General features: G+C 56.1%; 10 protein-coding genes. 8 read left to right on the top strand and 2 right to left on the bottom strand.

Features of this window, described 5'->3' with window-relative positions:
- Positions 1–416: 416 nt before the first annotated feature.
- Positions 417–623, top strand: a complete 207-nt coding sequence (locus IQ273_RS26570; RefSeq protein ID WP_194026152.1) for a hypothetical protein — start codon at positions 417–419, stop codon at positions 621–623.
- 47 nt (positions 624–670) lie between these two features.
- Here the strand turns inward: IQ273_RS26570 and IQ273_RS26565 are convergent, their stop codons facing one another.
- A complete protein-coding gene (locus IQ273_RS26565; RefSeq protein WP_194026151.1) occupies positions 671–1,336 on the bottom strand; it encodes a response regulator transcription factor in 666 nt (221 codons plus the stop codon).
- Between the two features lie 8 nt (positions 1,337–1,344).
- A complete protein-coding gene (locus IQ273_RS26560; protein WP_194026150.1) occupies positions 1,345–2,472 on the bottom strand; it encodes a sensor histidine kinase KdpD in 1,128 nt (375 codons plus the stop codon).
- A 302-nt stretch (positions 2,473–2,774) separates the two neighbouring features.
- Here IQ273_RS26560 and IQ273_RS26555 point away from each other — a divergent pair, with 302 nt between their 5' ends.
- From IQ273_RS26555 to kdpC, 7 genes are all read left to right on the top strand, one after another.
- Positions 2,775–3,023: a hypothetical protein gene (locus IQ273_RS26555; RefSeq protein ID WP_194026149.1), complete on the top strand. Its 249-nt coding sequence runs from the start codon at positions 2,775–2,777 to the stop codon at positions 3,021–3,023.
- 195 nt (positions 3,024–3,218) lie between these two features.
- Complete coding sequence (kdpA, locus tag IQ273_RS26550; protein WP_194026148.1) at positions 3,219–4,940, top strand: potassium-transporting ATPase subunit KdpA; 1,722 nt, start codon at positions 3,219–3,221, stop codon at positions 4,938–4,940.
- A gap of 49 nt (positions 4,941–4,989) precedes the next feature.
- A complete protein-coding gene (kdpB, locus tag IQ273_RS26545) occupies positions 4,990–7,086 on the top strand; it encodes a potassium-transporting ATPase subunit KdpB (protein WP_194026147.1) in 2,097 nt (698 codons plus the stop codon).
- A 55-nt stretch (positions 7,087–7,141) separates the two neighbouring features.
- Positions 7,142–7,456 (top strand): hypothetical protein, encoded by a 315-nt coding sequence (locus tag IQ273_RS26540; protein WP_194026146.1) that lies wholly within the window; start codon positions 7,142–7,144, stop codon positions 7,454–7,456.
- A gap of 55 nt (positions 7,457–7,511) precedes the next feature.
- Positions 7,512–7,763 (top strand): K(+)-transporting ATPase subunit F, encoded by a 252-nt coding sequence (gene kdpF / locus IQ273_RS26535; RefSeq protein ID WP_194026145.1) that lies wholly within the window; start codon positions 7,512–7,514, stop codon positions 7,761–7,763.
- A gap of 2 nt (positions 7,764–7,765) precedes the next feature.
- Positions 7,766–7,918, top strand: a complete 153-nt coding sequence (locus tag IQ273_RS26530; protein ID WP_194026144.1) for a hypothetical protein — start codon at positions 7,766–7,768, stop codon at positions 7,916–7,918.
- 51 nt (positions 7,919–7,969) lie between these two features.
- Positions 7,970–8,518 (top strand): K(+)-transporting ATPase subunit C (gene kdpC, locus IQ273_RS26525; protein WP_194026143.1); only part of this gene is annotated, 549 nt, incomplete at its 3' end.

The following is an 8,518-nucleotide window of genomic DNA, read 5'->3' as shown; positions in this document are numbered from 1 at the left end:
GTCTGCAATGGGAAGACAAATCGTTTTATCGCCTGCGGTTCCACGCTTCCGTCGTTGCTTGGCCATCACGTTGGCCTCCTAAGCGCTCTACCCCTATTTTACTCGACACAAACTTGGGTGGAACTAGGATTGCTCTGGTTGGTAGATGCGTGCATTAGACATCTCTAAAACTGAAAAGTATAGGGATGAGACTACTCGAGAGTGCATGGAACGCTATCAGGATGGGGCATTAAACAAGCTTGGGCTTGGAGGTCACTCCAGCCCTGGCTCGCTTGCTGTCCAACGATTACTCCCCAGTTCGACTGATCTTAGTTCCTTCCAGCACAACCTGAAAGCGAATTCGACCAGCATTGAGTTTAAATATTGCCTCTGCCATACCGACTTATTGCCCATTTAATACAGGATTTAAGGCCATCATGACAACGTTGGTCAGCGGTAGAAAACCAGCCCTAAACCGATCGTCTGATGTTATCCAGCTCACGGCAGCCGATTGGTCGATGCTGGGGGAGCAGGCCCAGCGGCAGGGCGAGGCCATCTACCAGCCGCTGGGTCTGGGAACTCAGCACAATCTGCCAGCGGCCCTGGGGCAAGGGCATAAGTCCTTCGTCGTGACCTGGCTGTAGTCTAAACTCCAGAAAGAATCAGGGCATTGCCATTCCCTAAAACTTCTCTAGGTCGAAACCAGACCCATCTGCATCGCCACCACCACAGCCTGGGTACGATCGCGCACCTCCAGCTTTTGCAAAATGGCGTGGACATGAACCCGCACTGTTCCCGCAGTGATATATAGGTCATCGGCAATTTCTGAATTGCTCTTCCCGCTGGCAATCAGGGCCAAAATCTCCTGTTCTCTTTGGGTGAGAGGATTCTCAGTGGGAACTGCTGGCGGGGGTGCGGCGGGCTGCTTGCTCTGAAAGATCGCCTGAATCTCGCGGGTCGCGGTAGAGTCCCACCAGGAGGCTCCGGCGGCAACGGACTGAATGGCCAGAATCAAAGCATTGGCATCGACTCCTTTAACGCAGTAGCCCTGGGCTTGCGCCTCAATCAGCTTGGCGATCAGGGCTGGTTGGGAGTGGGAGGTGAGCACCAGCACCGGCAGGTCGGGCTGCTGCTGTTTGATCTGGCGGCAGGCTTCTACGCCGCCGATACCCGGCAGACCCACATCCAGAATCACAATGTCAAAATCTTGCTGTTCTACCTGCTGAATGGCCGTTTCGCCATCCTCGGCTTCGGCGGCAATGTGGAGGGTAGATTCCTGCTGTAGTCGAGTCGATAGTCCTAGCCGAAACAGTTCATCGTCTTCGACCAGTAGAATTTGAATTGGGGAGTTAACCATTCAACGTGCTAAGTACTGCGGTTTAGGGGCTGCGGTTTAGGGGCATCGACATGGGCCGGAAGCCGAAAGGCAAAGATAGCTCCCTGGGGCGATCGCGGCTCTGCCCAAATTTTACCGCCATGGGCCTCCACAATTTGCCGACTGAGGTAAAGCCCCAGGCCTGTGCCCTTGGCCTGGCGATCGCCCGACCCCTGATAGAAGCGCTCAAACAGCAGGGGTACTTCTTCAGGGCGAATGCCCTGGCCCTCGTCTTTGATCTGCACCTGGTAAAACCCGCTGCTTGCTCCCAGCACCACCTCGACTCGCCCGCCTCGCAGGGAGTGGTTGACTGCATTAGCGATTAAGTTCGTCAAAACCCGATGCAGCTGTAGCGGGTCAGCTTTGACCCGGTAGGCCCGACGAAAGTCGCTCCCCTCGTGGCTGAGGGTCAGGTAGACCTGCCGAGACGAGGCCAGGGTGGTTACGTCGGCGATCGCCTCTTCTGCCAGGGTGACTAGATCCGCAGGCTGCTTATCTAAGTGCAATCCCTCGGCGTCGTTGCGGTAAACATCCATCAGCGTGTTCACCAACCCCAGCGTTTTCTGATGGCTGCGCATCATCACATCTAGCGCTTTGCGTTGAGGCGGTAAAATAGCGCCAAATAGTCCTTCACTGAGGGCTTTAAGGGTTTCGATGGCCCCCAGCAAAGGGGTCTTGAGGTCGTGGGTCAGGGTCGAGACAAAGTCTTCCCGCACCTGCGCTAGTTGCTCCTGGGCCATCAGCTGTAATCGCTGGCGAGTAATCGCTTCTTCGTAGCGCTGAATACGATCGCCCAGCCACCCGGTCACAACCAGGGCTAGAGCGGTAATCAGACGATTGGCGATAGAAACCACGGTAATCGGCTCGTTGCCAGGAATCACTAGATTGAGCAAGGTTAGCAGCACTGCCACGGCTGTAATGGTAAAGGTCGCCCTCCGACTCAGGCGGCTACTGCTGGCCAGCAGTACTGCCCCAATGTACAGATAGCCAAAGACGTAGGGCGGTGGTGTGCTGTAGTCGAGCACAATCACCACGGCAAACAGAGCCACAATTAGCCAGTGAATTTTCTGGCGGGTTTGAATTAGACTGTTGAGCTGAGATTGAGAGGTAAGGGGCATTTATCAAAGTTTTTTAAAATATTCAATAAACAGTCAAGCCAATAGTTTGTCAATCTATTTTAGGGTAGACGATCGCACGATGATCGCAAAATATATCAGATGATATAGGTTCTCGCCGCCGATCTAAACACGGCCTATGCAGCTTGCCTATTCAGAGAAATATAAAAAGCGGCTAAACAGGCTTCTATACCTTTCGCTTTTTGAAAATTAGGTCAAGAATAGGGTTAGTAATTTAGGAGGTTGAACCGAGAGGGACACTATGAAAAACTCATGGAATCTCTAAGGGAGAGCCAGGGCTAACCATGAAACCATCTTCGTCCATTCATCAGGTCTACTTCAACAGTGCTTTTATCGGAGCAAAACTGAGCGATATTCCGCTGCCTGAGCGGTGCTTTTTGCTAGGGCTAGTGCGTGAAAACCGGGTTTATAGTTTGGCAGATAGCCCAGACATCTCAGAAGCAGACTGGTTAGTGGCGGTTACCTTGGATGAAGCATTATTGCCGGAGCTTGACCTGTGCTTGAAGCAGGCACAACAGACTAACGCTGATTAATTGTCCCAAGTTCAGCTCGAAATCTGTAGGTTTTCTACAGGCAGAACTCCATTTCTGAACTTGGACATGATTTGAATTTCAATAGCCTGCGATCGCGGTTTTCTTGAGAATCGAGGCAGGTCTACCCCTAGCTGTCTTGGGGCGAATTTAGCTTGCTCTGTTTAGACCGATCTTTCGCTTACCCATAAATTCATCATGCTTGAAGGATTTCTACAACTCGTTATTGCTTTACTCATTTTGCTAGTGGTTGCTCCTTTCCTAGGGAAGTACATGGCACGGGTATTTATGGGTCAGAGAACCCTGCTCGACCCCGTTGCCCGACCTCTAGAACGGCTTTTGTTTGCCTCCGGAGGCTTTTCAAGCCAGCCAGCCATGACCGGCGGCCAGTATATCCGGGCCATTCTGGTGAGCAACTTGGTCATGGGGATTTTGGTATTGGCCATCTTCATGCTGCAGGGAGTGCTGCCGCTCAACCCAACCAATCTAGATGCCCCCGACTGGGATCTGGCGCTGCACACCGCTATTTCGTTTGTGACCAATACGAACCAGCAGCACTACTCGGGCGAGACGACCTATAGCTACTTTTCGCAGGTAGGGGCGCTGGGCTTTTTAATGTTTACCTCAGCGGCGACGGGAATTGCCGTTGCCATTGCCTTTATTCGCGGGCTTACCGGCAATCCTCTGGGTAATTTTTATGTGGATTTAACCCTTTCCATTACCCGCATTTTGCTGCCGTTTTCGATTGTGGGGGCGATCGCACTACTGATTGCCGGAGTGCCCGAAACCTTTGCTGGCCCCGCTGTCGCCCAAACGTTGGAAGGTGCTACGCAATATATTGCCCGTGGCCCCGTCGCCCACTTTGAAATCATTAAAGAGCTGGGCGAAAACGGTGGCGGCTTCTTCGGCATTAACTCCGCCCACCCCTACGAGAACCCCAACAACTTCACTAACTTGTTAGAAACCATCATTATGGTGGTGATTCCGGCGGCGCTGATTCTCACCTACGGCATCATGGCGGGCAAACCGCGCCAGGGCTGGCTAATTTTTGGCATGGTGTTCATCTTCTACGCCGTCATGGTCGGTATTACCGCTGTGGGTGAGTTCCAGGGCAATCCGGTAGTGAACGGCATTCTGGGCGGACAAGCCCCCAACCTGGAGGGCAAAGAAGTTCGCTTTGGTTGGGCCTTGACGGCGCTATGGGCAGTGACAACAACCGGCACCATGTGTGGTGCAGTCAACGGCATGCACGACTCCCTCATGCCCGCTGGCGGTTTTGCCACTCTCTCAGACCTGTTTTTGCAGATCATCTGGGGTGGTCAGGGCACCGGCACCGCCTACCTATTTGTGTTTTTGATTCTCACCGTCTTTCTCACCGGGCTGATGGTGGGCCGCACGCCTGAATTCCTCAGCCGCAAAATTGAGAAGCGGGAAATCGTTCTGGCCAGCATCATTCTGCTGGTCCACCCGATTGCCATCCTGATTCCGGGTGCGATTACCCTGGCCTTTCCCGAAACCGTCGGTGCCCCCGATGTCGCCACTCTGGCGGGTATCACCAACCCCGGCTACCACGGCATCTCTCAGGTGATTTACGAATACGCCTCCGCTGCCGCCAACAACGGCTCCGGCTTTGAGGGGCTGGCCGACGACACGCTCTGGTGGAACCTGAGCGCTAGCTTCTCGCTCCTGGTTGGCCGTTATGTGCCCATCATTGCGCTGGTTTACCTGGCTGACAGCATGGCCCATAAGCAACCGGTTCCCGAAACCGCAGGCACCCTGCACACCGATACGTTTCTGTTTACCAGCATCACCGCAGGCACCATCGTTATTCTCGGTGCGTTGACCTTTCTGCCCGTGTTGGTACTGGGGCCAGTGGCGGAGGGCTTTGCGATCGCCCAGGCAGCTCTCGGCCTGAGCTAACCCTTTCTGCTTGAATCTCCAGCCTTTTTAAACTTCCTAGAGTTGACCTATGACTGCTCAACAAACTGAAACGACTACCCGCCAGCCCAGCGGGCCTCGCGAAAATCGCCGCCATACCCCTAAAGTGAACACCTCTGGTCTTTACCAGCGAGCCTTCGGCCAGGCCTTTGCCAAACTCGCCCCCCGCATCATGGTGAAAAACCCGGTCATGTTCGTGGTCTGGGTTGGCACCATCATCACGGCCATTCTGACGGTCAACCCGTTTGTCTTTGGCCCAGTACAGGACGAAAGCCCCCGGCTGTTTAACGGCCTGGTGACGCTGATTCTGTTTTTTACCCTGGTGTTTGCCAACTTCGCCGAGGCGGTAGCCGAGGGCCGAGGGAAGGCCCAGGCCGATGCCCTGCGCTCCACCAAGTCCGAAACGACAGCCCGCCGCCTGCGCCCCAATGGTTCTATGGAGGAGGTCAGTTCGACCCAGCTGCACCGGGGCGATCGCATCAAAGTAATCGCGGGCGATGTAATCCCGGTTGATGGTGAAGTGATCGATGGCATTGCTTCGGTCGATGAGTCGGCGATTACCGGGGAATCGGCCCCCGTTCTCAAGGAGCCCGGCTCTGATGTCGCCAGCTCGGTCACGGGAGGTACCCGCATTCTGTCCGACGAACTGACTATCCACGTCACCGCTGACCCCGGCAAAGGCTTCCTCGATCGCATGATTGCCCTGGTGGAAGGGGCCGAACGCAGCAAAACCCCCAACGAAATTGCCCTGACGGTGCTGCTGGCGGTGCTCACCCTGGTATTCCTCATTGTGGTGGCCACCGTTCCTACCCCGGCTAGCTATGTCAATAGTCCCGTGGGTATTACCATTCTGGTGGCCCTGCTGGTGGCGCTGATTCCGACCACCATCGGCGGTCTGCTGAGTGCGATCGGCATCGCCGGGATGGACCGGGTAGCCCAGTTCAACGTGGTAGCGACTTCTGGGCGGGCGGTAGAGGCCTGCGGCGACATCAACACCCTGGTGCTCGACAAAACGGGCACCATCACCCTGGGGAACCGACTGGCGGAGGAATTCATTCCTCTCAACGGTCACTCAATGCAGGATGTAGCGGCGATCGCTCTGGCCGCCAGCGTGTTCGACACCACCCCCGAGGGCAAATCCATCGTGCGGCTGGCCGAAAAGCAGGGGGCCAAGCTCGACTTTAACCGCGATCGGGCTGAAGCCGTCGAATTTTCGGCCCGCACCCGCATGAGCGGCACCGACCTGCCCTCTGGCGAGGAGGTGCGCAAGGGAGCCGTCGACGCGATTCGGGGCTTTGTGCGATCGCGGGGCGGGCAGGCTCCGGCAGAACTCGAAGCGGCTTTTACCCGCGTTTCGGAACTGGGCGGCACGCCCCTGGCCGTTTGCCGCAACGAAGATATCTACGGGGTGATCTACCTCAAAGACATCATCAAACCCGGCATTCACGAGCGCTTTGACCAGCTCCGCCGTATGGGGGTACGTACCGTGATGCTGACCGGCGACAACCGCATCACCGCCTCCGTAATCGCCAAAGAAGCCGGAGTCGATGACTTCGTGGCCGAAGCCACCCCCGAAGACAAGATTCAGGTGATTCAGGCCGAGCAGGCCAAGGGCAAGCTGGTGGCGATGACAGGCGACGGCACCAACGACGCCCCCGCCCTGGCCCAGGCCAACGTCGGCGTAGCGATGAACTCCGGCACCCAGGCGGCCAAAGAAGCCGCCAACATGGTTGACCTCGACTCTGACCCCACCAAGCTGATCGACCTGGTCACCATCGGTAAGCAGCTCCTGATTACGCGGGGGGCGCTGACCACCTTCTCCATCGCCAACGACATTGCTAAATACTTCGCCATCATTCCGGCTATGTTCGCCGCCGCTGGCATCGGTGCTCTCAACGTCATGGGTCTGAACAGTCCTCAGTCGGCGGTGCTCTCGGCCCTGATCTACAACGCGCTGATCATTCCGGCGCTGATTCCTCTGGCCCTTCGAGGGGTGAAGTTCCGCCCGCTGACCGCCAACCAGCTCCTGCAGCGCAACATGCTGATCTTCGGCCTGGGTGGTGTCATCGCCCCCTTCATCGCCATCAAGGTAATTGACCTAATCGTCGGAGGCGTAGGGCTGGCCTAGCCCAACTATGAACTGTTTAACGACTGCATCAATCGGACTTAAGAGCTTGCAAACCATGTCTTTTTCAGACTCATCTTTTTCAGACTCAAATGACTACGACGAGCTGATTACCCTGGCCCGGCAAGCGGCTCAGCAATGCGATTTCGACCAGGCTCGTCAACTGATTGGAGAAGCGCTCAAGCTAGCTCCTGAACGCCCTGAGGGACTGACCCTGCTGGGGCAAATTACCGAGCACCTGGGAGATTGTCTAGAAGCGCTCAAACTTTATCGAGCGGCTTACAGCCTGGACCCAGCCTATCAGCCCGCCCAGGAAAACTTGGACCGAGCCGCCTTTAGCCAGGGTAAACTCCGGCCCCGCTTTAATCGCTGAAGAGGCTGAAGACAGCCACAACATTCCTCACCTGTCAGTAACGGAGATTTACACCATGAATCGGCTTAACATCCAACCCCTAGAACACCTCAATACCTGGCTTGAAACCTTGCAGCAGCGCCGCCATCGGTTCGCGGTGGGCCTGTTTATGGCGCTCTGTTTAAACCTTGCGATCGCACCCGCCCTCTACGCCACCACCGAATCTCTCGAACGCGGCAACGCCTATGCCCTGGGGCTGCTCGGCCTCGTTGTCACGGGTCTCGCCATCTACCTCACCGCCGTGATCCTGCAGCCGGAGCGATTTTAACCATGCTGAAAAAACTGATCAACCAAATTCGTGAGCAGATTCGCTTAGGCCGATTGCAGCGACACATTCGTCGGGCTGACATGGAGAGGATTCGCGATCGCCACCATCGTCGCCATAAAAACAAAATCTCCAACTTTGGAACGTTAGAACGTTGAAACGTTGAAACGTTCTGACCCTGTCCCCAGTACCACAATTCCCCTAAAACCATGCTTCAAGACGTCATCACCAGCATCCGCACCACCGCCGTCCTCTGGATTCTGACCGCTGCCCTTTACCCCCTGCTGATCTTCGGCATTGGCCAGCTTGCGTTTCCCACCCAGGCCAACGGCAGCTTAATCGTCAACGACCAGGGACAGGTCATTGGTTCAACCCTAATTGGTCAAGCGTTTACCAGCGCAGAATACTTCTTGAGCCGCCCCAGTGCCGTCGATTACAGCATTGGCGAGGATGCCGCTCCCACCGGCCTATCAGGAGCCACCAACCTGGCCCCCAGCAACCCAGACCTAATTGCCCTGGTTGAGGAAAGAGCAGAAATCCTTGAGGCAGCAGAAATTGAGCCCACCGCCGATCTGGTCTACAGCTCCGGTTCCGGCCTCGACCCCCACATCTCCCCCGCCAGCGCCCTGGCCCAGGTAGCCCGCGTCGCCGCCGTCCGCAAGATCTCCCCAGACGACCTGCAAGCTCTAATTGCCGCCACTACCGCAGGTCGCTTCCTCGGCATCTTTGGCGAACCCGCCGTCAACTCCGTCACCCTG

The organism is Nodosilinea sp. LEGE 07298, assembly GCF_015207265.1.
In the GTDB taxonomy this organism is placed as follows: Bacteria; Cyanobacteriota; Cyanobacteriia; order Phormidesmidales; family Phormidesmidaceae; genus Nodosilinea.
This window is presented reverse-complemented; position numbering and strand designations above follow the sequence as displayed.

Excerpts from the sequence above, each read along its gene's own strand:
- IQ273_RS26565 (WP_194026151.1), bottom strand. The coding sequence starts at position 1,336 with ATGGTTAACTCCCCAATTCAAATTCTACTGGTCGAAGACGATGAACTG.
- kdpF (WP_194026145.1), top strand. The coding sequence starts at position 7,512 with ATGAATCGGCTTAACATCCAACCCCTAGAACACCTCAATACCTGGCTT.
- IQ273_RS26570 (WP_194026152.1), top strand. The coding sequence starts at position 417 with ATGACAACGTTGGTCAGCGGTAGAAAACCAGCCCTAAACCGATCGTCT.
- kdpB (WP_194026147.1), top strand. The coding sequence starts at position 4,990 with ATGACTGCTCAACAAACTGAAACGACTACCCGCCAGCCCAGCGGGCCT.
- IQ273_RS26555 (WP_194026149.1), top strand. The coding sequence starts at position 2,775 with ATGAAACCATCTTCGTCCATTCATCAGGTCTACTTCAACAGTGCTTTT.
- IQ273_RS26530 (WP_194026144.1), top strand. The coding sequence starts at position 7,766 with ATGCTGAAAAAACTGATCAACCAAATTCGTGAGCAGATTCGCTTAGGC.
- IQ273_RS26560 (WP_194026150.1), bottom strand. The coding sequence starts at position 2,472 with ATGCCCCTTACCTCTCAATCTCAGCTCAACAGTCTAATTCAAACCCGC.
- IQ273_RS26540 (WP_194026146.1), top strand. The coding sequence starts at position 7,142 with ATGTCTTTTTCAGACTCATCTTTTTCAGACTCAAATGACTACGACGAG.
- kdpA (WP_194026148.1), top strand. The coding sequence starts at position 3,219 with ATGCTTGAAGGATTTCTACAACTCGTTATTGCTTTACTCATTTTGCTA.